This is a genomic window from Arcobacter roscoffensis (assembly GCF_024267655.1).
Classification (GTDB): domain Bacteria; phylum Campylobacterota; class Campylobacteria; order Campylobacterales; family Arcobacteraceae; genus Arcobacter_B; species Arcobacter_B roscoffensis.
The window spans coordinates 2,796,550-2,819,547 of the sequence record NZ_CP100595.1; the positions used below are offsets into that span (position 1 = coordinate 2,796,550).

Genomic DNA, 22,998 nt, shown 5'->3' on the forward strand with positions numbered 1-22,998 from the left:
ATTAATACTTAATTGAAGCAATTATTTGTTTTGTAAGAACATTAGCTTCTTTTATTTTCACTCTTAATTTAGAATATAAAATCTGTCCTTTATAGTTTTCTAAAGTAACTTTCATTCCCTTAGCCTTATCATAACAAACAGCCTTATTCCTTTCAATATCAATAACTTTTACTTTTATTTCTGTTCCAATATTTTTTTCTGCCCATCTAGCATACTTTCTATCTTCAAAATCCCAAACAAGTTTATCAACTTCACGCTCTCTTGTAGAGATATACTCACAAATCTCATCTATGTTTTCAGGAGTATTCTTACTTTTTAGCATTCTATGTAATACTAAATCTGAATACCTTCTAATAGGACTAGTAAAATGAGAATATGACTTAAAGCCTAAACCAAAGTGCCCTAAATTTCTAGAGCTATATTTTGCTTGTGTTTGTGCATGAATAATAAGCTCATCAATCTCTTCACTTAATACACTATGAGAGGCTTTATCTTGAATATGAGTAATTGTATCATGCACATCACTTTTAAGTTTTACTTTAACACCTAAGATATTTACATCATCTACTAATTGAGATATGGCTTTAAAAGGTGGTTCTTCATGTATTCTAAAAATTCCAATGCTATTTACTTTTTTACTAGCTTGAATATTTGCTAAAAGCATACACTCTTCTATCAATTGATGTGAAGCTGTTGATTCTTCTTCATCTATACCAAAAAGCTGTCCATTTTTAAGCTTTAGTCTAAATTCGCTTGTTCTAAAGTCATATCCTTTTTCAAGTCTTTTTGCTCTAAAACTTTTAGTTACATCATACAAAGGTAGTAAGTAATTAAAAATTTCTTTCTCTATATTATTATACTGATCAAGATGTCCTTCTAAAACCCTATCAATTCTTCCATATGAAAACTTCTTATGAGAGTTAATAATAGCTTCAAAAAGTTCTGCTTTTTTTACATCTTTATTCTCTAAATCTAAATGCATTTTAAAAACATAAGAGTACCTATCAACTCCTTCTTTTAATGAACACATATCTTCACTTAATTCATTTGGAAGCATAGGTAAAACTTTGCCAGGAAGATATACAGAAGTTGATTTTTTAAAGGCTAACTTATCAAGTTCACTGCCCTCTTTTACAAAATATGAAACATCAGCAATTGCTACATATAAAATTGCATCTTTTTCATCATAATAGATAGCATCATCATGGTCTTTTGCACTATTTGGATCTATTGTACAAAAAGGTAAATCTCTTAAATCAACTCTTTGTTTTTCATCATCCATAATAGCATTCACTTCTAAAGGTTTTTCAAGTCTTACTGTCTCATTATAAAGATGTAAAGATATAAATTCGTCAACTTTTGGATCTTTTATATTTCCAATGTTTTTTATTAAATCCAATGTTTTATTATCTACTAATAAAACATCCCCTTCTTCATATTTTGAAGCACCTTTGTTTTCAAGTTCTATATTCTCTTTTATTGTATAAAATTTTTTATCTTTTATATAAAGAAGGACTTCTCCATCTTTACCATCTAATACTCTTAATACTTTTGCTTTGACTTTACTTCTAGGATTAAATACTCTTTTTGCTAAAACGAAATCTCCATCATAAGCACCTGATAAGTGCTCAAAATCTAAACTTATATCTTTGTGCTCGTTAGATAAGTCTTTTAATCTTGCTCTTTTGTTTTGTAGCTTTATAAAACCTACTTTATATTTAGAGTTTAATAGATATTTATCATCTTGCTTTAGTATAATCTCTTCTTCTATAAGCTCTTCTAGCTTAATCATTTCATCAGTAGTAAAATCATCTTTATTTTGTAATATTTTTTTAAATATTGAACTATACAATTTATAGCTTCCTTATTTTTTCTAAGTTTTTAATATGTAGTTTATCTAAATTTCTTTTGAATTATTGTTATTTAATGTTATTAAGATGTAATTATTTAGACTAATTAGTCAATTTTAACTACTTTTCCTAAACTTTCAGTTTTTTTTGATATAATTACAAAAATTTTTACTGAGGGTTAAGTAATGGCATTAAATGTATACTACGACAAAGATTGTAATATTGAATTAGTTAAATCAAAAAAAGTAGCAATGATTGGTTTTGGATCACAAGGTCACGCACACGCAGAAAACTTAAGAGATTCTGGTGTTGAAGTTGTTGTTGGTTTAAGAAAAAATGGTTCTTCATGGGCTAAAGCTGAAGCTAAAGGTTTCGCTGTTAAAACTGTTGCTGAAGCAACTGCTGAAGCTGATATCGTAATGATTCTTTTACCAGATGAAAATCAAGCTGATATCTATGCAAACGAAATTAAGCCTAACTTAAAAGCTGATGCTACATTAGCATTTGGACACGGGTTTAACATTCACTATGGAAGAATTGCACCAGAAGCATCTAACGATGTAATTATGGTTGCTCCAAAAGCTCCAGGTCACACTGTAAGATCTGAGTTTGTTAAAGGTGGGGGAATTCCTGATCTTATCGCTATTCACCAAGATGCTTCTGGTTCTGCTTTAGAATTAGCTAAGTCTTACGCATCAGCTGTAGGTGGTGGAAGAACTGGTATTATTGAAACTACTTTCAAAGACGAAACTGAAACTGATTTATTCGGTGAGCAAGCTGTATTATGTGGTGGAGCTACTGCATTAGTTCAAGCTGGATTCGAAACATTAACTGACGCTGGTTATGATCCAATGATGGCTTACTTCGAGTGTTTACATGAGTTAAAATTAATCGTTGACTTAATGTATGAAGGTGGAATCGCTGATATGAGATATTCTATTTCTAACACTGCAGAGTACGGTGATTATATTGCTGGTAAAAGAATCATCAATGATGAGTCTAAAGCAGCTATGAAAGAATTATTAACTGAAATTCAAGATGGTAGATTTGCAAAAGACTTCATCTTAGAAGGTCAAGCTGGTTACCCAAGAATGAACGCTGAGAGAAAGAACTCTAGAGCTTCTAAAATTGAGCAAACTGGTGCACAATTAAGATCTATGATGCCTTGGATTGCATCTAACAAAATCGTAGACTTAGACAAAAACTAATCTAATTTAAGGAAGATTTATCTTCCTTAAATACTTTCTTCCATGACTAAAAAAACAAGAAAAAAATCACCCAAAAAAACTAAAAAAAACGGTTCTATATCAAAAGTAAAACTAATAAATATATTTTTATTAGTATTTTTATTTGCATTTATAGCTTCAGCGCTTAGCTACTTTATTATGCAAAATGAAAAAAAAGATACTCCTAAAAATATTGTAGAAGAAAAAAGTGTTAAACAATTTCAAGAAAAAAAACTTGATGAGTTTTTTAAACTAGAAGAAAACCCAAAAGATGCCTTTGAAGAGTACACACAAGAGTTTAATAAAGACCACATAGATAAACCAATAAAAACTATTAAAGAAGAGATTAAAAAGAAACAAGAAGAAATAGTTACAATAGAAGAAAAGCCTTTAATCAAAGAAGTGATAAAGGAAGAAAAAAAAGATGACAAATCGCAGTTCTTAAAAAAATCTTTATATAAATATGATGGTGTAAGTAAACCTAAAATAGTAATTATGATTGATGATGTAAGTTCAACTAGACAAAAAAAAGCTATTTTAGATATAGGATATAAAGTAAATATGGCCTTTTTACCACCAACAAAGGGTCATCCAAACTCAGCGAAACTTGCTCAAGACTTACCTTTTCATATGATTCATTTTCCTATGCAAGCTTCAAGTAAATTTAAAGGTCCAGAAAAAAATACCTTAAAAATAACTCACTCTTACGAACATATAGAACAAAGAGTTAAAGACTTAAGAAAATGGTATCCAAATGCAGTTTTTACTAACAATCATACAGGTTCAGTATTTACACAAAATGAAGAAGCTATGGATAAACTATTTAGAGCTTTAAAAAAGTATAACTTTATCTTTGTAGATAGTAGAACAACAGCAAAATCAGTTGCTAAAAAAATGGCTAAAAAATATAATATGCCTTATATTGTAAGAAACACTTTTATAGATAATAAAAAAGAGTATGCTTATATTCAAAACCAACTAAAAAAAGCTATTAAAATAGCTAAAAAGAGAGGTTATGCCATAGCTATTGGGCATCCTCACCATATGACTATAAAAGTTTTAAGAGAATCAAAACACCTACTTAAAGGACTAGAGCCAATTTTTGTAAACGAATTGCCTTATTTATAAAATATTGATATAATAACTTACTTTATTATAGTGAGTTATTTATGATTAAAACCATTGATTTAAAAATCCCCCAACTTGAAAATATGAAAAAGTATCCAGAAAATCTTTTTTATATAGGAAATACCCAACTTATTCAAACCCCTATGGTTTCCATAGTAGGTACACGAAAACCAAATTCTTACACTAAAGAGTTTACACATAAACTATCATCAAAGTTATCTTTACATGGTATAACTATTGTAAGTGGTGCTGCTATGGGTGTAGATGCTATTGCTCATAAAGCTTGTCAAGAGTATAGAACAATTGCAGTTGTTGTAACTTACAACAACAAACTTAAATATACAACAACAAACTTAAATATACAAAGGTAAATTTAAATGCATACTTACAGTTTGAGAAAATCTTATAATTCAAGATTTATGATTACTACACATTATTTTCAGAAATTATACAAATTAAATGAAATAGTTGAAATAAAAGATAAAGAGTATTTTAACAAAGAAGAATATGGTTATTTATATATTTTTCCACAATTTAAACTATTCATTCCATGTAAAGAAATTTTGAACAAGTTTTATCTTTCAGATAAATTTATTGAAAAGATGTTATTTTCAGCAAGAATAGAAGAAGTAATTGATTCTTATACATTTTTAAATATAAATCCTACTAATGAAAATACTTGTAATAAAATGCACAGATCTAGTAATATACTTAAGTTAATTTGCAATAAAAATATAAGTAAAGAAGCAATTAAATTTTTATCGAGAATACTTTTTGATAAAAGGATAAAAGAGATGTATAATTATCATTACTTTCAAAAAGTTATAAATCCAAATGAGCAAATAAAAAGCTATTTCCCTTACATAGGAACATTAATGATCCATGCAAATATCTTAACATATGATAATATCCATATTGTAGAAAATTTTACTACAACTATTCCAAATTATTTTTCCCATATACTTTATGCTACAAATAAAAACACACAGATAAGTGCATATAAAACTATAGAACTAGAACACTATTATAGCAATTATATTACAAATGATAAATATGAAACTTTTCATAAAAAAGTTATAGAATCACTTTCAAATAATTACAGTTTTAAACTAATTTCTTATGCTATAGATCAAAATATATTAGACTATTCAACTACACTAATTTACGATAAATCAAGTTATTGTATTTACTTTTCTTATTCATTAATTGAATATAAACAAGAAAGAATTTTAATTATTTATTTTTCAAATGAAGATTATTTGAATAGGAATTATATATTTAGAAACTTTAATATTAATGATGCTGATGAATTTATTAAAAAAATAAGTCATTTAATTAATAAAGGTCAAACTAATTATGATGAAATTAAAAAATATGTAAAAGAATATTATGACGTAAATTTTTATCCATTTAACATCCCTCTAAGCTTTTTTTTCACAGATCGATATAAAGTACAAGATTTAATAGAATATCTTACAAATTTTTTGAATAATGATTTCCAAAAAAACATTAACTATTTTACTTTATATAGAAACTATAAATATGAAGATAAAGATTTTTACTAAAACTTAAATATCTTGAAGATATTAGAAGAATTATTTATACCTCTAACATCATTAAATCTGTTCATAAACAGTTTAGAAAGCTTACAAAAACTAAATGAAAATAGTTTGCTTAAGCTTTTGTATATGACATACAGAATGCTTATGCCCATTTGAAACTGGTCCTTAACTATTTTATAGTTGGCAATATTTTTGAAGGTAGAATAGATGAATCTTTAAACTTAAGACTTAAAAAGTGGTTTTAGCTGTTCAAAAAGTCCTAAGGGTTTAAAAGAATCTCTAAATTCTACTTCTTGAACACTATTTGGAACAAATTACATATCTGAATAAAGGTTATAAATCCAATAAGTAAGATTTTCTAATTTTATTCCAAAATTTAGAGGTTGAGAGAGACTTTAAAGAATTTTGTGTCCTATTTAACGTTGAGATATTAACCATCTTGAAAGTAATTATATGGTGACTTTTGGTTATCCTATCTTAATTTAGAATTCTAAACTTTTAATATAAATTTATCTCTTTTCTATATCTTAACACGAATACCTTTACTTTTAATACTAAAAAAAAGATATGTAATTACTGTTTTTTTAAACACTTAATAATAATTACCTCGTTTATGATTCTATTTTTTCGGCACGAATAATTAATTCAGGAAAGATTTTATTTAATTCTTGAAAATAATCCTCTCTTAATAATAAATCACATCCTTCAAGTGTAGCAATATTTGAATCGTGACCTACAAATGAAGCTCCATTACCTATTAAATCTTTTCTCCATTGTCTAAATTCTAATACAACTTCATTATTTTCATTTATTGCTCTTAATCCTTTGTTAAAATTATCAAGTTTTAACAAAAATTCTTTTATAAAATAACTATTAAACCACAGAATATGAGTTGTTTCAATACTATTCATCAAAGTACATAAACCTACTAAATTCATTTCATTTCTACAAAAGTCATTATTCCAAATATTATTTGATGTTTGATTACAAAATAATCGGTTTATATCTATTGCATGGGGTATAATTCCCTCAAAAAGAATAGATTGCCCTTTTCTTCCTATGTCATGAGAGTCTTTAATTATTTCTCTTTCAAACCTTGCAATTCTTACAAAGTTTTCTTCTACATTAAATTCTTTAATAAAACCCTCTTGAATTTCAGATGGTTTTTTAATATTAGGTCTGTCAATTACAGAATTTTGACTAGCTAAGATACTTTTAATATCGATGCTAACATCTTCTTCAAAAACAACTGAATCTTTATAGTTATCAAACAAAAATTTATTTACTTCTTCAAAAATGATATTTTCAACTAGAATATTAGTAGATAACATTTTATAAATAGGATTAGAAAATACATCATCTAATATATAGCCTTTTTCTTCAATATTTATTTTAATATTGTTAATGACTTCATCTGTATCTATTCCTATATCCTTTAGATATATAATATATTTATGATTTAAAACCATATTTTCTACTCTATCAAATTTAAACATTTTCAATTCTTTTTAATAATTCTTCTAAAATATTTTTTATATATAAATTCTCAAAATTTTGTAATTCTATAATATCATCTTTAAAATTTTGGAAAAAACTTAAATCATCTTCAATTTGTATTAGAAATAGTTCTAATAAACTAGCAATTGAAATATGTGGAAAGTATTTAAGATTATGTAAATACCATTTTATAGGTTTGATTAATAAATCTTTGTTATAGTTAAATATGTAGTTTATGGCAAAAATTATTTCTTTTTGTACTAAAGAATCCAAGTATGTCATTTTAGTTAATATCATTGCTATAGCAAATTCATTATCATTCATATTTTTTAATTCTTTATCTTTCACTTCTTTCCATTTAAATTCACTTTCATTTGGTAGCCTATATTCTACTTGTTCAAATCCAGTTTTATACATAGATAAGACTTCTTCTTTATTTATACCTGCATATTCAAAAGCAATAATTAAATTTGCAGTAGATTTAGCACCATAACCAAAATTTGAAAAGATTTTAAATAAACATTTTGCTAATACATTTAAAATTTCATTTTCATCTATAGCTATAGCATCTTTTAAAGCTTCTTTATTAATAAATTGTCTATACCAACCATCTTTAGAATAAATAAAGATATTAACCAAAAGAAAAATTTTTGTATTATTTTGTATGTCTAATTTATTAATTAATTTTCTTATATTTTCAAAATAAGTTTCTCCTCTTGGAAGTCTTTTATGAATTAAAGAAATTAAGACTTTCTTAATAGTTGAGCTTTCATTATTTTCTTTTAAGAAATGAAATAAATAGTTTAAATCCTTATCTGATAAATCATCCTTATTCTCATAATATTCAATAATATTATCAGTTGTTTTCTCGGTTGAAGAAAAGGTATCAATGCTAAATTGTTTATTTATTGTTTCACTTAAACTATCTTTTGAATAAGATAAAAAATCATTTCTATTTTCTATTTCTTTTATATGTATAGATATATTTAAAATATTTTTTAGCACTTCTATTTTTTTACTTGTTTTTTCAGTTAATTTATCATAAAAATTATTTAAATCTCTGGATAAAATATTTATTAATGATTGCTTAGCTAACTTTTCATCTGTTTGAATAATGTTGTAAATATTATCTACAAAACTATTTATATAGCTATTCTTACAATTTGTTGGAGATAATTTATGTAGAAAATTTAAAATTATGTGATCAATCTTATTGGTATTATATTTAATATAATCTACAAACATAAAGTCTAGTTTCCAAAAGTTAGGACGATTTAACAGCTGATTTAATAAGTACATAGAAGAAAGTTTACTATCAACTTTTAAAAATTCTTCAAACCATTCTGTAGTCAACCAACAAGTATTTTTACCATCATCTGTATGTTTCATTACTGCGTCAGTTAAATATTTTAATTTTTTTGCATATTTTTTTGCAAATTTGTGTTCAATATTATTTATACTATTTAAAGGTTCAATTATTTCTTCTAATGTCCTATCTTTATGAAAAGTATAACTAGTTATTAAAGTAACTGCATCATATAACTCTTTTTTTGCATCATTTATCTCACCAATATTAGATAAAAGAATTGATTTCTTTAACTTATAATCAAGATGGTAATTATAATTCTCACTTCTACCTTCATCTATTTTTCTATAAAGTTCTAAAACATATTCCTTATTATCATCATTTAAATAATTAAACAATATATCCATTAACATTCCATAGGGTAGTACACCACCTTGACTCCCTTTGATATAAGTCATTGTTCCAAAAGAAATTATTTCTAAACATTCAATTATTTCTTTCCAAACAGCAGGAATACGAACATAAGATAAAGCTCTTTCAATACTTTTCTTCATCAAAAAACTTTGATTTCTTGTTAAATCACATGCTCTTGGGGTTCCTTTAAATGGCTCAACATCACTTGCTAAAAATTTGAGTTTTTCTAAAACTTCATTACTTAATGTTTCATTATCTACATTATTAACTAATTCATTTTCAATAATACAGATATCTATTTCAAAATGTATCCAGTTATAAAAGAAATTATAATAAGGGATAGTTTCTTTGAAAGATTTTAATCTTCCTATATCGTGTATACCATATTTATTGATAGTAGAAAAGAAATTTTCTACTATTCCTTCTTGATAATGATTTTGAATAAAATCTAAATTTAAATCATCAAGTTCTATTTCTGAATTAGGGGAAAGTAATCTATCATTTACATTTATCTCTATAAGAACTTTATTAATTAAATTAGGATCTATAGAATATAAATTAGCTACTTCATTGATTTTTTCAATTCCTAATTTAAAATAAATCTCTTCGATTAAAATATTTAAGAATTCAGAATAATTAGGTGTAAATATGTTGTCTTTATTTTCTTTAATAAAGTCATCAATATTATTTAATGAGATTATATAGCATATATAGTATTTGAATTTTTCTAGTTCAATACTTCCATCAAAAAAGTTTTCTATTAAATTCCAATCAATTGGATAATCATAATTATCTAAAATATAAAATGCTTTTGCAGTGATTGAATAACTGAAGTTTTGTTCTCCATCAAAAAATAGCATTTCATATGCTCTATTAAAGCCATAGATTAAACCTACTGCCTCAAAGTATAACTCAAAGTTTTCTAAAAATTCACTATTATAATCTTCTGATATAGTAGTATAAATAGTTCTGTTTATTTCACTAAGATAAACAAATAAAGACCAGTCTAAAGTTTCTTTTGCAATATATAAAAAGTTATCATAATTTATTTTGATAATATCTTCTGAATAACCATTATATAGACTCTTTGTGAGAAAATCTACAGAAGCATATGTTTTTACCTTTTTAAATTTTTTTAATTTAATATAATATTTTAACAAATGTCTATAAGATTTTGCATGTTCATAAAAGTCTTGTTCTTTTAACCATTTAGCGATTACTTTATATATTTCATCTATATTTGCATTTGCTTTAAGCTTTTCAACATTAAATCTCCTAAAACTATCATGGTATAGTTTTATCCCACCCCTTGAAATGTTTTCAGCTATAACTGGAGATAAAATTTTTAAATTATCCTCTAAATGATGAGTAAAAGTAATGATTTCACTTAATTCAGTTCTTGTAACTGAAAACTCTAAACATGCTAATACTTCAGATGTAATATTATTATTAATTTGCTCTGATAAATATTCATAGTAAGATTTTAAATTAAACTCATATTGTGGTAGAGCTTCAATTGCTTCAAGGCTACTTCCTTGAACTAATAAAGTTTTAATAATATATGTCAAATAAAGTGGATTTCCCTCACTTTTTTCAAAAATATATTCTGATAATGACTTAGTATCTATTAAGCCATCTTCTAATAAGTATTTATCCATCAATTCAATAGTGTCATCTATATTCCACTTAGGAATTTTCTCTTCTATATAACTAAAACTTTCTACTAAAGTACGAATTTCATTTACAGGCTGAGAACCTAGAATAATAGAAATATTTTTAGAAATATTTATTTGTGAGATAAAATCAATTATTTTTGTTTTTTCTTGAGATAAAGTAACAGAATTTTTTAATACTCTATCTATATGGTCTAAGCCATCTATTATTATGATTAATTCTTCATCTATATGTGATAAAAGTATATTTAATTCATTTAAGTCTGATGCAAATAATTTATCTTTAACTTCTTTTAAATTAGGAAATTCTTTTATTATATCTGCAATAAGGTTACCAAAGAATACATCTGATGTAACTCTTTTTTCATAAAAGCTTTCATCCTCTGTACTAGTAAAACAATAATGTCTAATAACTTTTTTAGAAGTATCACTTAAATGTTCAATAAAGTTAGTTAAAAACCAAGATTTCCCACTTCCTGGTTCTCCAATTAGTAGTGTTTTATTATTCTCGATAACTTTAGTATAAAAAGAAGAAAACTTATCAAGACTTTTTATATTTTTTGTTTGGTCTATTTCGAATTTCTGTTTAATATTTCCAAAATCTGTTTTAACTCTCAAATCAATTAGTATATCTTCTAATGATTTTTCAGATGAGCTAGCTCTATATTCTCCAATTTTTTTTGCAAATCTTTCTAAAAAATCAACAATGTAAATATCTTCATTGGGGTAAACACCTATTCCTAGTCTTTCTGCTTGTTTAAGTAAAATATTTTCTAAATCACTTGGATTTGATATATTTAGGCTAGCTTTCGGTAATTCTATTTCTATAATAAGTTCATCACAAAATTTTTTAAAATCATCTCTTTCAACACTATTTTCTCGTACATATCTTTTTAGGCTATCCCATCTATTAAATTTTTCAGGGTTTTCTTCCCATAATACATCTAAATCAATTTTGAAAAGTTTTGTTGTAAAATTGGAAAATGATGATTTGCCATCAGATAAAGGAGCTAATACTTTTTTTATGTTATCTTCTGTTGGTTCATCCCAAGCTAAACATAATCTAAATTCACTTTTATCTGAATTCAGTTGTTGCCATGAGTTATAAAGTTCATAAATAGCTAATTTGTAATTGCTATCATTTGAAAAATCATCTTTTGCTAACTCTTTTGCTGTAGTTTCATTACTATATTTAATTTGTTTTCTTTGAATATAAGTTCCACTTGTTATTACTAAATCATCAAACCTATCATTATCAATATGCTTTTTATCAATAGAAAATATACTATCTTTATTTCCTTTCAAAAGTTCATCTAAAATGAAATAAATTGTTAATAAATCTTGGTAAGCATAACCTTCATGTGCAGTATTTAAACTCAAAACAGACCTTTTATAAAATATTAATTTGTATTATAACTAAAAAGCAAATATTACTGAATGTTCCACAAAGTGCACTTTTTGAACATACTCCAAAACTTCAAGTTTCTTTGAGAAAAGCTTTTCATTAGTAAAATGCTCTAAAAGTAAGAGATTATAGAGTGTTAGACTTCATTGACATAACCTATTTACTGCTAAGATTGTTAGAGTTTTGAGTTGTTTTAAAATGATAGACACCTCTCTTTTCTAACTTATCAACAAAAAAATGAACACCTAAAAATTCTTTTTTCATTGACAATTCTTCTCCTTCTGGAATATCATTGTCATCTTGTAAATAATCTTCAAATTCTATATTATAATTTGGAAATATTTTATTTATTTTTTCAAGTTCATTTTTCCCAATAACATTTTGATTTCGCTTTGAGTATTTATTTGGATACAAAAGATTAAACGAAGATGATAATTTCCAATGGTCACATATTCGATGTTCATTGTAATATTTGTAGTGTCTATTGTATATATTCGTCAAACAGACAAAATCAACTCTATCAAATTCACTATGTGATATAAAACTATTATCAGTGAAGAATCCACTGTATCCAAAAAGATAATTTCTCCATGTATGCATATCAACAGTATCATCGCAACATACAACTAGAATATTTATACTTGTCAAAGAAGAGTCCTCAACTTTTGATTGCGTAGATATTAAAAAATCTTTTAATATATTATCAAGATTTTTCTTTTCAATAAAATCAAATTTATCTTTTAATATTTCTTTAATAGCTTCTTCCAGATTATTTTTATCTTTTAAAGAAGGTGCTCTATTTATAAAAGATATTTCGATTGTATTTTTATCTTTTTTATTGTAAACATAACTAGGACATTTAACTTCAATATTATATTGTACGCAGTCTTTTTTAATTGTAAAATCTACATCCTTTGGCGGAGTTATTTTATTTTCATAGATAAATTCAAAATTATCATTTAAAAATTCATTCATTACTGTTAGTTCACAGGCAGTTTGAATATATTGCAATTCATTAAACTTGTTATTTATTTGTAATTTTTTTAACAAGCCATTCATCTTTTTTGAAGAAATTTTTTGATTCAACCTTTGAATAATATCTCTTACACCTTTAATATAATAATCATAATTAATACTTATTTTTCTAAGATAATGTTCCTCTTGTTTTATACTCTTTAGTTGTTCATAAAAATCTAATTGCATTTATATCCTAATAACCGTAGTGAAAGACGATGTAAGCCTAATGACACTTCAAAGTATTTTCTAACTCAACATATTTAAAATAAATTCTTTATCAGATTTTTATTATTTTTTCAATTAATAATATTTTGTTTAGAAATACAATATTTTTTTCAATTTCATTAATTGACATAATTATCTTTTGTCTATATGATCAGAATGAAAGTTACTTAACCCAAATCATTTACAGATACACCTATTTGAACAAATAGCGGTCTTAATTCTTCTTTTGTTAATGGCCATTTTTTTATTAAAGTAGACCTTTTATTAATTATCATATAATAGATGAAAAATATTATAGGTTGTGAATTTAAAAAGGTTTTATTAAACGTTTTTTTTACTAGTTTTTTATATTCTTCATAACTAGATATGTCAATTGAGTTATTATTAAATTCTTCTGCAAAAGAGTCCATAATAAAATAATTATATTTTTCAGAAATAGTTACTTCTTTACCTATTGTCTTTTCTAATAATAGTGTTAGTTTTTGTAAGGAATTAAAAGCAGCAATTTCATTCATTTGTTTATTCACTTCTTCAAAATAATCATCAGTTGCTTCTAAAAAAGCCATACTTTTAGCTACAACTCTTTTAACCTTTGCATCAGGATCAAAACTTGGTTTATAGACTCTACTATGAGAGAGTTCACTATATGCATGTTGAAGTAGAGTTCTTACTTGAACTTCACATGTTGTACCTTTAGGTATTATAACATTATTGTATTCAATATCCAAGTTTGCTGTTAATATATAATGCATTGATTGATAGTCAAATGCTAATGGTTCATCAAGTCTTTCCTTTTCGAAATCTCTATCTTTTGAGCAAACCCATCTTGAATCTGATTTTGTAATTATATCATCGAGAATATGAATTTCACTATTCAATAATAAAACAAAACGAATACCTACTTTATCAGTAATTTCAAGATATGGATTTTTATAGTTTTTGTTTCTATAGTAAGCTTTTGCAATTAAAGATAGCGTATCTTTTATTCTAACTTTTGGTTCTATTTGAAAACTTAAATTATTTGCTTTTGCTTTTACTTTTATTTCTTTTAGTATAAAACTACCCCAATTAAAATAAAGTTCAGACTCTTCTTCATATTTTTTTATAAACTCTTGTTCCGTCACTTATCAAGTCCACTAATTTTACCTGCAATTTCAATACTTGTAATAAATTTATTATCTCTTTCAAATTCATCAATTATTTGTACATTCTCATCAAACGCTTCAGAAGGAGCTGAAATTTTTACTTTATTTGAGAATGTTACTTTTCTAATACGAAGTTTTGATTTAATATCAGTTATATCTTTTGTAATTGTTCTATTAAAATCTTCTTTTCCTACAACATTTTGTAAATGATTATTGAACTCATTTCTTTTGATATCTTCTGCAATGTATTGATCTGCAAACTCAGTTACGTTTATAGTTGCAGATTCAGATTTTAAATATGAATATAAATGGGTATGCATATCTAAAGTATCTTCTTCATCAAAATTGTTATCTATAAACTTTTTTGCCTCATGATAGAATTTACTTGTAAGATATTTATCTGTATGTGAGATCTTACATCCTAAAAATCTATCATAAAAGTAGAGTGCCATTCCATTCTCTTCTGATCTAGACATATTAAAATCATAAACAAATGCACGCAAATCATTATTTGTCTCAGATTCCATAAATATACCAATTTTATATAACTTTTGTTGAGGAGTTAATAATAAGTCTCTAACGTACGTAATTGTATTATTGTTTGATTTTTGAAATCCACCTTGAAGCTCAGCTTTAATAATTGCGACATATTTATTTTCATCTAAACTTGTAACTCCATCAATTACAACAACAATTCCACCTGGCAAATTTCTTGCAGTTTGTGCTCTTGCCAAGTTGTTAGCTATGTTGGCTGATTTCTCAATAAAATTATTTTGAGAATTGTTCTCTAAAATGCTTTTAATATGACTGTATACTGAATTATCTTCTTTATTTTCAATATCCATCTCAATTGATTTAGAATCTTTACCAACAGCTTCTATTATTCTCGTAGCTAACTCTTCTTTTCCATCATCATCTAAGTTTGTTAGTGCAGTTGATATATTTGGTGTTACAATTTCTCTTTGTTCATTTCTTTGAAATATCTCATGTGTAATAATTCTATCTATATTCAAATTTGTAAATTCATGTAGTGGCATACTCATCCTTAAATTTATTTTGTTTATTTTCTAAATATTTTTTCCATTTATCACTTTTACCAAAAATATTTTTATCAAATTTACTTATTAGGTTATCATCTAAGTATTTAATTGGCAAATGCTCAAAAAACTCAAAGTGTTCTAGTAAAGATTTAAATTTTTTTCTTCCTATTTTACTTAAGCAATGATATGCAAGTAAAGTAAGTTCTGATTTTGAGAATAAAGACCTAAAAAGATAAACATATTTTTTAGATTTAAAATCTTGATTATTATCTTCTTCATCTTTAATGAATTTTAAAATTTGATATATGAAGCCATAATAATTGCTAATTTTATCCTCATAATAATTATAAAATTTTTCATATTGTGCTTCTTTAGAAAATAAGTTTAACTTTGTATAAGATTTACATATATCATGAAGTTGTCTTATTGTATCTCTATCTTTTGAATCTTCATTTCTTTCAAGTTCTATGAAGTTGTCAATAAATTTAACCATAAATTTATTATCTACATATTTAGAAACATTAAATTTTTTTAATGATAAATTTAATACAATTGAATTATGAACATCTATCATTTTAAAAAATGTATTTTCAAATATCTGAAGTTTTGCTGATTCACTTTGATCTTGTAAAGCACGAGAAGAAGCTCTAATTTCTTTTCTAGTTTCACTTAATTCTTGAGTTTGAATTTTAATTGTGGTTAAAAGAGCTATAAGACTTAAAAAAGCTAAAAGTGGATTAAGTGATCCACCTACAAAATCTCCAAATGTACCCCAATCACCTTGGTTAGAAGATAATTTATAGAATCCAAACTTAGAAAAATATAATATTAGAACAATTAAAATCATTATTCCGGCAATTATAATATATCTTTTAAAAGGGCTTTTTATTTCTTTAACTTGTTCATCTTGACTATTCATATATACCTACATTGACTTTTTTAATAATAGAATAATATTATAAAATAATTAAATTTGTATTAAAGTTGATTCTTGAATATATAAAGGCAATTAAATAAACATTTTTTAGGTGTATATTTTAAAAATTTTATTGTGCCAAACAATGATCCCAAAATAACTATATTAAAATTTATAGTAATAGTTAATTATTAGTAGTACTTATGTATAAAGATTTATATTTTTTTAAATTTTTACCAAGTCTGTCATTGTTTTATTAGAAAATAGTGTCAATGAAAAAGGATTATTTATGTGTAATTTTATATAGGATGATGTCGAAAAATTAGTTAGAACTATATAATGCGCAGATAGAACATAAAGAGTTAAGTATAAAGTACCCCTATGCTGATTTTATATTAATTAGAATATTTGAAGACTTAGCAGATATTGTACAACAATATAATGGTTTCACAGATAGACATTTACTAACTTATGGAGAATTAGGAGAAATGTTTGCAGAAATAGTTATGGACTTAAAATGCATAAATCTAATACTGAAAGTGCAGAGGAAAAAATAGAAGATGTACCAACTGTGTACCAAATAGAATTTCATATATAATAGTATAAAACTTTATTTATTCTAAAGTATCCTAAAGTAGGGTGTTTTAAAATTTTTTACTATTCGTTATATATAAAATAGCCTAAAATAAATAACTTACACAAAAATTGATATAAAGATAACTTAAAATAACAAGTTCAACAACCTATTATATTTGGCAATCTTTAGCTTTAGGATAGAAATATGCAGAACTACCATAAGTGATTGCAAATACTATAAGACTTATTATTGAGTTACTAGTAAATAATTGTGTAATAGTTACTGCAACTGCTGCTAATGAAAAAATGATAACTAACTTGATTATAAACCCATAGGGTGTGCATTGTCCTAGCATTTAAACCTCTTATATGTTTTTAATGAAGTATAGCAGAATATTCTTCAGTAAATAACTGTATTGCTGGAAAACTTAAGCTTCACAAATAGTTCTTTTATTATGGAGAAATACACTACTTTACATTCCTTCAAATATATGAGATAAATAGTAAATTCAACATAAAGGATTTATTATGAATGTAGGTTATGCAAGAGTTTCAACTTCAAGCCAAAATCTTGAGAATCAAATTGATCAACTCAAGAGTTCAGGCTGTGAAAAGTTCTTCTCAGAAAAAAGATCAGAAAAGAATGAATCAGATCGTGAACAGTTTAATATTATGATGGATTTTGTAAGGGAAGGAGATGTACTTTATATTACAAAACTTGACAGACTAGCAAGGTCTGTAATAGACCTTCCTAATATTGCAAAGTTTTTAGAGAGCAAAGATGTAAATCTTAGAGTATTACATCAAAATATTGATACAACATCTCCAGCAGGTAGATTATTATTTACAATGTTAGGTGCTATTGCAGAATTTGAACGTGATTTAATAAATGAACGTGTTAGAGAAGGAATTGAAGCTGCAAAGAAAAAAGCTGTTCAATTTGGTAGAAAAGCTATTCTTAGTACTAAAGAAAGGAATATTATATACAAACAGCGTGAAAAAAGAAAACCTGTTGCATTCTGTCCAAGATTTTTCATGTAGCACATAATACAATCTATAGAGCAATCAAAGATCTAGCTAAAAAGAAGTAGTCAATTTGACTACTTCCATATGTTCAAAATTTCAAGTCTTTTTGGGAAAAGCTTTATATTACAAAAACTGCTCAAAAAGTAAGAAATTAAGGAATAGACTGCTCAGAATTTTGTGTCCTATTTTCTGTTGATAGATCAGTTTAATTTTAGATGCAAAAGTTAAGTAAATTTACATATTAAATCTCTTTCAGTTTAAAAAAATAGTTTCTTGTCTTAAAAAGTCTTTGTAGATTTGCTTTTGAAATATTAATATTATTTCTTTTGAAATATTTTTTGGCATTCTCAATCTCTTCTTTTGTAATCATATCTCCAAAAGCAGAATATCTAGGAGTTGTATCATTAACTAAAGTATCATACCAAAATGATAAATATTTAATTTCTTTTACCATATCCCAATATGTTAATTGATTCTTGTTAATAAAACTTTTAAAATTTTTTGGATAATTATCAAAAATATCCATTATTAATCCAAATAAAGCAAAAAGTTCTTGATTATTTAATCGATTAAAAACTGGTGGTGATATTTTAATATGTTCAGCTAATTTATTTTTTAAAATTTTAAATAATGGATTCTTATTTACAAAATATGAGTGTTTTCTTAAAAGTATTAATTTTGTAATTTGTATTATTGTTATAAAAAACACAAAAGAGTATACCCATCTATCTTCAAATTTTATATAACCTTTTTTTAAAATATTCATTAATTTGTTTTGAGCATTTATCCCGTTTATTAAATCTCTTTTTAAAATTTGTATTTTTGATTTTCTCAAATCAAATCCACATTTATGACAATATAGAAAACTTTTTTTATTCTGATACATTTTAGTAAGAGAAACTTTACTATTACATTCAGGACATACATCGTATAAAAAGCAATTATGTTTTGCACAAACTGTAATAAATATTAATTTCCAAGTTTGTCTAAAATAAGGAATTTTATCTTTTTTAAGGCATATTGGACAAAACTTCATATTTGAAATAAACATTTTATTGGTTGCATTTACTATTTCATCTTCATATAAATATCCTGTATATTTACCTAAGGTTAAAGATGAAATATCAATTTTATTTCTTGTTTTTTTTGTAAATATTTTAATTAAATCATTATTTAATGCAACATCTAGATCACGCTTGAATATATCTCTATATTCTAATCCAAAATGAGTATTTAAAAACGTTTGAGGGTGAATATAGTGTAAATAAGAAGTTCTTGCAAACCATGACAAAAAGCTTTCATCATGCAATACACTAGGAATAATTAAAAAAAACTTGTCTTTTAAACTTGCCGGTTTTAGGTTTTTACTTATCATTCATAAAATAATTTACTATTTTTATCTGCTTTCTCTAAAGATCTAAATTTACATTTTTTAATTTCTTCTAATGTAATAGTCTCACTTTTCGTTCTTATTGCATATATTGCAGCTTCTTTTAATAATTCTGATATATCCCCAATATATCCTTGTGATATTTCTAAAAGTTCCTTAATTAAACTAGCATTTACAGAAGATTGTTTTTTCAATGGAAAAGATGAAATGAATGTTGAAACTAAATTAATTAGCTCTTTATTTTCTTTCCATCTAGGCAAGAAAACTGGTCGAAATCTACTAATAATCTGTTCATCAGTACTTAAAGCTCTTAATGCATCTTTTATGCCTGATAATACGATTGGAATTTTAAGAGTATTACTTAAATTCTTAATGGCATTCATTATTTGTTTTTGTCTTGCAACAGAGCCACTTAATATATTATGTATCTCATCTATTATTACCATTTCAACATTAAGTATTTTTAAGTAATGTTCTACCAAATGTTGTTTTCTTGAAATTGACATTCCATCGTTAAATGGAGCATCAATTATATGTAGTATTTCACTATATAATCTACTCTCACTTGGTTCTGCAGGAGCAACTACATAAAGTATAGGTATACCTATTGCATTATAGTCATTTAAGAATTTTTCTTTTATTTTCTTATTATCTTTTTCATAGTTATCATATGGGGGATATTTATTAATAAATTCTTCTAATAATGTTGTTTTTCCATTAGTAGATGCCCCAACTAATAGAATACTCGAAATTCGACTTTTATCTTTTTCATACTTTTTTAAATCCTCTAGAATATTAAATATTTCTTGTGCTTTAGGATAATTAACCCATTTATTCTTTTTAATATATTTAATTCTCTCTTCATCTGTTTCATTTAGAAGGGATTGAGCTCTTGGTTTTAAATTTATCTTTACCATATTTAATTTTCCGTAATATCATAAATCTGAATATCTTTATAAAGTTCATCAGTGTTTTCAGTATCTATTTCACTATATTTATCATTGAGTTTTTCATTATTTTTAGAAACCATCTCTTTTATTTTTTTTGATTTGTTTTTGTATTTTTTTAGATGTGCTTTATGCGTTGATTCTATATTATCTTCAATTTCATATAATTTTTCGTAAGCATCAAAAATATCATCTTCATTATAATTTCTAATTTTTTGCTCTTTTAAATATTTTTTTACTGCATAAAGATCCCACAAAGTCATTGCAGGTGCTGATATTTTTCGGTAAGGTACTTCAAAATATTCTTTTAATTCTGAATCATAAAAATATATTCTCTGAATATTCATAGGATCTCTTTTTATTTTATGACTTACTCTTCTATTTTCATCATTTTTAATTCCTATCCAGTGTCTTAAAACATCAGAATAATATGTAACTCCATCAATTGTAATACCATCCTTTTGAACTGTTCTCATTACAGTGGGTAATAAAGATATCTTAACATCTTCGATATTATCTAAAACAGGAGGTAAACCTACACCTGGATTTTCATCATTACCTATAATTCCTTTTAAATATTTTTGTTCAGGAGTCATACATATTTCACTGTGATACTTTTTATGGTAAATATTTACAATATAGTGTAATAACCAAGTAGTAAATTCTTCAATTGTATATGATGCATGTTTATCAGAGTCATAATCTCCTTTTTCAGCAATGTCAGAAAATGTAGTTCCGGGAAGATTATGAATATCTCCATTATGAGTTTTAAACGCTCTTTCAATATGTGGGCCAAATTGTGGTCTGCCAACTGGTCTTTTTTGAAGAGAGATACTATACTCATCACATACTCTTTGCATATCTTCACAAACTAAATCAGGACCATTATCAACGCCAATTATACGTGGTATTCCAAATATTTCCCACTCTCCTTCAACACCATATTTTTTTAATAAATTATCTTTTTTTGTAAAAATATTAAACATACATTGAGATACATTATAAAAAGCTGGACCTAAGAAAGACACATATACACCAACTACCATTCGAGAATAAACATCTATTGCCATTGTTAAAGTAGGACGACCCAAAGGTTTACGATATATACGATCAACTAATCTTATATCAAGTGGTGTATGATCAATTTGAACAAAATCAAAAGGGAATTTACCTGCAGGGAATTTACCATCATAATTTTTAAATTGCTCTTGTGCTTTCTTATATCCATCTCTTCGTTTTACAACTTTTTTAGGCTCAATCTGAGATATTCTATATCTAATTGTATTTCTATGTGGTGCTTTAAGATTTTCATGTCTGCAGGCAAGATAAATTTTATTATAAACTCTATTAAAACTATATCTTTGTTGATTTAAATAGACATTTTCTAAAATATCATTAATAATTTCATCAACTTTTGCATCTAATCTATTTCCTTTTTTCCCTCTTTTTGCAGTTCCTGAAACTAAAGAACTAACTTCTCCAGTTTGCTCATAACGTTTAATCCAATTATATAAAGTAACATAACTATATCCATGCTCTTTTGCAATTTTTTCAACATCATTTTTTGTTCTACTTACAAAAACCAAATCTTTTATAATATCTTCCCGTCTTAATGCCTCTGCCCACTCTTCACGAGAATAACTATCAATATATCTGTTCTTATGAGTCTCTACAACATTAGATTGTAAATCATCTATAGAAACTACAAAAACATCATGGGTGTATATATTTTGAATTTTTAAGCTTTTAAAGTCTACAGTTTTTAATACTTTCCACTGTTCACCCATGTAATTAACAATTGAGCCTGATTTTAAATCTATTTTTCCCATATATCACTTCCTGTTTTAATTACCACTTTGTTTGTTATTTTTTCATCAAGATCTAGAAGATAAGTATTAATAAAAAGATAATTCCATATATAAGGTAGATATTGTAACTGTTCCATTTTATTGTTACTCAATTGAGGTAATAATTGTTCTACAGTAATATCATTATTTAAATTTTTAAGGGTGTTTTCTATTTGTGAATATTTTTCTTCATCTTCTTGAAGGTATGCAAAGTTATATAAAAAGTTTAAATTGTCTAAATAGATACTATCTATATCTTCATCTGTTGCTATTTCAAGTTCTATATCTATTTGTTCAGAAAAATATGTAATTAAAAAATCAAGTTTTTCTTTTAGCTCAATATCATCTCTTATATTATTTGCATATTTAACTTCAAAATATTTTTGTGTATTATCATAATATGTCACCAAACAATCCGGTGTATATCTATAACTAATTCCATCTTTATATTCATAATTAATTCTTAGAGGTTGTTCCTCATAGCTTAGAACTTCATCATCAAATTCTAGTGTCATATAAAAATCTCTTTCTAGGATTGATTCATATGCAATTTGTTTATTGTTCTTAAAGCTCTTAAAATGTCCAGTTGATGAAATATAGCTTTTTTTAATTTTTCTAACACCCATATAAGTATTATACATCTCTTTCTATAATTCTTCAAGTTGAAACTTATTTAAGTTTATTTTTGGATTTATAAATTTATTTAAGTTTTTTATTGTTCATATTTAAATTTATTCTTGTAGGATCATTTATTAAAATATAAATTTTCTGGGAATTTTATTTAAGTTTGTTTTTGTAAACTACAGTT

General features: G+C 25.3%; 17 protein-coding genes and 1 pseudogene. 6 read left to right on the plus strand and 12 right to left on the minus strand.

The features are described 5' to 3' along the window. Position 1: 1 nt before the first annotated feature. A complete protein-coding gene (locus tag NJU99_RS13245; protein WP_254576382.1) occupies positions 2-1,852 on the minus strand; it encodes an RNB domain-containing ribonuclease in 1,851 nt (616 codons plus the stop codon). 183 nt (positions 1,853-2,035) lie between these two features. On the opposite strand from NJU99_RS13245, the gene ilvC reads away from it, so the two are divergent. The 5 genes and pseudogenes from ilvC to NJU99_RS13270 form a co-directional block, all read left to right on the plus strand. Further along, positions 2,036-3,058, plus strand: coding sequence for a ketol-acid reductoisomerase (gene ilvC, locus NJU99_RS13250; protein WP_254576383.1), 1,023 nt, complete (start codon positions 2,036-2,038; stop codon positions 3,056-3,058). Positions 3,059-3,100: 42 nt separating this feature from the next. Next, positions 3,101-4,204, plus strand: a complete 1,104-nt coding sequence (locus tag NJU99_RS13255; RefSeq protein WP_254576384.1) for a divergent polysaccharide deacetylase family protein — start codon at positions 3,101-3,103, stop codon at positions 4,202-4,204. A 41-nt stretch (positions 4,205-4,245) separates the two neighbouring features. Beyond that, positions 4,246-4,575 carry a DNA-processing protein DprA gene (locus NJU99_RS13260; protein ID WP_254576385.1) on the plus strand — a complete coding sequence of 110 codons (330 nt, stop codon included), beginning with the start codon at positions 4,246-4,248 and terminating at the stop codon, positions 4,573-4,575. Positions 4,576-4,581: 6 nt separating this feature from the next. Next, positions 4,582-5,769 carry a hypothetical protein gene (locus NJU99_RS13265; RefSeq protein ID WP_254576386.1) on the plus strand — a complete coding sequence of 396 codons (1,188 nt, stop codon included), beginning with the start codon at positions 4,582-4,584 and terminating at the stop codon, positions 5,767-5,769. Between the two features lie 5 nt (positions 5,770-5,774). Beyond that, positions 5,775-6,011 (plus strand): annotated as a pseudogene (locus tag NJU99_RS13270) (IS256 family transposase); the annotation flags it as partial. A gap of 366 nt (positions 6,012-6,377) precedes the next feature. Here NJU99_RS13270 and NJU99_RS13275 read toward each other — a convergent pair. The 7 genes from NJU99_RS13275 to NJU99_RS13305 all read right to left on the minus strand — a co-directional run bounded on the left by NJU99_RS13275 (position 6,378) and on the right by NJU99_RS13305 (position 17,336). Next, the gene (locus tag NJU99_RS13275) at positions 6,378-7,262 is read right to left on the minus strand and encodes a hypothetical protein (RefSeq protein WP_254576387.1); all 885 of its coding nucleotides are present in this window, start codon (positions 7,260-7,262) and stop codon (positions 6,378-6,380) included. Beyond that, on the minus strand, positions 7,255-12,036 hold the full coding sequence (locus NJU99_RS13280; protein WP_254576388.1) for a P-loop domain-containing protein: 4,782 nt from the start codon (positions 12,034-12,036) through the stop codon (positions 7,255-7,257). Before NJU99_RS13280 ends, NJU99_RS13275 begins: the two co-directional genes overlap by 8 nt. Before the next feature lie 181 nt (positions 12,037-12,217). Further along, positions 12,218-13,264: a hypothetical protein gene (locus NJU99_RS13285; RefSeq protein ID WP_254576389.1), complete on the minus strand. Its 1,047-nt coding sequence runs from the start codon at positions 13,262-13,264 to the stop codon at positions 12,218-12,220. 206 nt (positions 13,265-13,470) lie between these two features. Continuing rightward, on the minus strand, positions 13,471-14,427 hold the full coding sequence (locus NJU99_RS13290) for a GTP pyrophosphokinase (protein WP_254576390.1): 957 nt from the start codon (positions 14,425-14,427) through the stop codon (positions 13,471-13,473). Then, positions 14,424-15,485, minus strand: coding sequence for a nucleoid-associated protein (locus NJU99_RS13295; protein ID WP_254576391.1), 1,062 nt, complete (start codon positions 15,483-15,485; stop codon positions 14,424-14,426). Before NJU99_RS13295 ends, NJU99_RS13290 begins: the two co-directional genes overlap by 4 nt. Further along, positions 15,472-16,407 carry a putative phage abortive infection protein gene (locus NJU99_RS13300; protein ID WP_254576392.1) on the minus strand — a complete coding sequence of 312 codons (936 nt, stop codon included), beginning with the start codon at positions 16,405-16,407 and terminating at the stop codon, positions 15,472-15,474. The genes NJU99_RS13295 and NJU99_RS13300 overlap by 14 nt, the downstream gene beginning before the upstream one ends. A 743-nt stretch (positions 16,408-17,150) precedes the next feature. After that, the gene (locus NJU99_RS13305) at positions 17,151-17,336 is read right to left on the minus strand and encodes a hypothetical protein (RefSeq protein WP_254576393.1); all 186 of its coding nucleotides are present in this window, start codon (positions 17,334-17,336) and stop codon (positions 17,151-17,153) included. Positions 17,337-17,508: 172 nt separating this feature from the next. Between NJU99_RS13305 and NJU99_RS13310 the strand changes: the two genes are divergently transcribed. Beyond that, positions 17,509-18,021 carry a recombinase family protein gene (locus tag NJU99_RS13310; protein WP_254576394.1) on the plus strand — a complete coding sequence of 171 codons (513 nt, stop codon included), beginning with the start codon at positions 17,509-17,511 and terminating at the stop codon, positions 18,019-18,021. Between the two features lie 226 nt (positions 18,022-18,247). Here NJU99_RS13310 and NJU99_RS13315 read toward each other — a convergent pair whose 3' ends face one another. Genes NJU99_RS13315 through NJU99_RS13330 form a run of 4 tightly spaced genes read right to left on the minus strand, consistent with a single transcriptional unit; the run spans position 18,248 to position 22,831 of the window. After that, positions 18,248-19,381, minus strand: a complete 1,134-nt coding sequence (locus tag NJU99_RS13315; protein ID WP_254576395.1) for a TniQ family protein — start codon at positions 19,379-19,381, stop codon at positions 18,248-18,250. Next, positions 19,378-20,313, minus strand: coding sequence for a TniB family NTP-binding protein (locus tag NJU99_RS13320; protein ID WP_254576396.1), 936 nt, complete (start codon positions 20,311-20,313; stop codon positions 19,378-19,380). The genes NJU99_RS13315 and NJU99_RS13320 overlap by 4 nt, the downstream gene beginning before the upstream one ends. A gap of 2 nt (positions 20,314-20,315) precedes the next feature. Beyond that, entirely contained in the window at positions 20,316-22,172 is a 1,857-nt protein-coding gene (locus NJU99_RS13325) for a Mu transposase C-terminal domain-containing protein (RefSeq protein WP_254576397.1), read from the minus strand. Next, complete coding sequence (locus NJU99_RS13330; protein WP_254576398.1) at positions 22,160-22,831, minus strand: TnsA endonuclease N-terminal domain-containing protein; 672 nt, start codon at positions 22,829-22,831, stop codon at positions 22,160-22,162. Before NJU99_RS13330 ends, NJU99_RS13325 begins: the two co-directional genes overlap by 13 nt. Positions 22,832-22,998: the final 167 nt, after the last annotated feature.